Origin of the sequence: Limnohabitans sp. 15K, assembly GCF_002778285.1 — a bacterium.
GTDB lineage: Bacteria > Pseudomonadota > Gammaproteobacteria > Burkholderiales > Burkholderiaceae_C > Limnohabitans_A.
Genome location: NZ_NESM01000013.1, coordinates 1 through 1495, shown reverse-complemented (window position 1 = coordinate 1495; position 1495 = coordinate 1). Strand labels below are relative to the sequence as shown.

Below are 1495 nucleotides of genomic sequence, written 5' to 3'. Positions count from 1 at the left end.
AAAGTTCCCACGTTGATCACTCCCGGCCACCCTTGCTCAAAAAATGAGCAGGATAGGCCAATGAAGTGGCTCAAATTTGGATGCAAATTCCTCTCAAAGTGGCTCAGTTTTTAAGGCCAATCAACACCCTCAGCACAAGCCAGTCAAAGAAGCTTGGATTGAGCATGACGGCCACACTGTTACGCACTTCTTGCGGCGTCAGGTTCGCGCCACCGCTGTTCAAGCGTTGGAAGAGTTCGTACTTCGCCTTCGGATCGCTCTCCTTCTTGAGAATCTCGACGCGTAGCCGCGCTCGCTTGATTTGTAGTTGCTGCTCCTTTCCGATGCCATCATCCGCACCCTCAGCGCTTGGCTCCCAGCGCTTCCCGGCTAAAGACGGGAGAAAGGCTGTGCCACCCAGACTTGAAGCAGGCACCATCGCACCGTTCTCGCCTCGCAGCAGCCCTGCGAATTCCAAGACCGTGGAAAGCCGCTGCAAGCCATCAATCAGTTCCCAAACGCCTTTTTCACCCTGAACCACAAAGATTGGAGGTATGGGGATGCCGAGTAGTAAGGACTCTATGAATCGAGTTTTTTGCGAGTCGGACCATCGAAACAGCCTTTGAAAAGAGGGATTGATAAGCATCTCTTCGTCCTTGTAGAGATTCATAATCTCGCCCACAGACATGTCGTAGCCGTCGGCCACGATCTCTTTGCGCGCGCCCGCAATCTCTTGATCTAAGCTCACTTTATTTCCTCTTTCCACGTTCTTGACCTCAGTTTAGCCGTGGCGGAGAACGGCCAACTGTTCTACTGTCGGATACACCATAGATGTCGATCGCTGATTCTGGGGGCTCAATGCTCCGTTTCGAGCTGGAATGTTGAACTGCAGCCCTATGACTAGCGGCCGCTATCGCTGCATTCCAGCCCCCAGTGGTTGATGGGTAATTCCAGTTATGAGTTTGTCGAATGCGGTTCAAAAATTTTCTTCCTTTGAACTCAGAAATTCCAACTCAACCTGCGCAAGTATTTCTTCGACAGGCACAGCTTTATCTCCCAAGGGGTACATCCGTGTGAAGTCAGGACTTGTCTCCATGATGGCCATGCCGTATCTGGTCGTTCCATCGTCCACGGTCATCGCGCAAGCCCTTCGCAGTCTTTGAGATCGGTCATTGTTGGTGATGAACAATTCATCGGCAATGACACCATCTTCCGTGACCATCAGACCCACGGGAACAGACCAGCTGTCTTCGTCACTGGCAGTCAACAACTGAATGTCCATCGGTCCCAATGTCAGTAGTTCTTCCAAAGGGCGTCTGACAAATTCTGGTGGTGGCTGCTTGGGGAGTTTGTTCTTTTGGCAGAGAGCTTCCAGCTCTGTTGGGCGCATGTTGATTAGCCAGACAAACTGAGCCAGTGTTTGCATCGAATATTGAGCCACTGGTTTTTAAAGAATTGGCTTATTCGGTTGTGGATAAGTTTAGCTGTTCTGTGTTTTTAGCTCCTTTCGTTTTGG

2 protein-coding genes are annotated in these 1495 nt (G+C 50.8%); both read right to left on the bottom strand.

Annotation, left to right across the window (positions count from 1 at the left end):
- Positions 1 to 103: 103 nt before the first annotated feature.
- Positions 104 to 727 carry a DUF262 domain-containing protein gene (locus B9Z40_RS17000; RefSeq protein ID WP_100174549.1) on the bottom strand — a complete coding sequence of 208 codons (624 nt, stop codon included), beginning with the start codon at positions 725 to 727 and terminating at the stop codon, positions 104 to 106.
- A 228-nt stretch (positions 728 to 955) separates the two neighbouring features.
- The gene (locus tag B9Z40_RS16995) at positions 956 to 1405 is read right to left on the bottom strand and encodes a hypothetical protein (RefSeq protein WP_100174548.1); all 450 of its coding nucleotides are present in this window, start codon (positions 1403 to 1405) and stop codon (positions 956 to 958) included.
- Positions 1406 to 1495 lie beyond the last annotated feature (90 nt).

Excerpts from the sequence above, each read along its gene's own strand:
- B9Z40_RS16995 (WP_100174548.1), bottom strand. The coding sequence starts at position 1,405 with ATGCAAACACTGGCTCAGTTTGTCTGGCTAATCAACATGCGCCCAACA.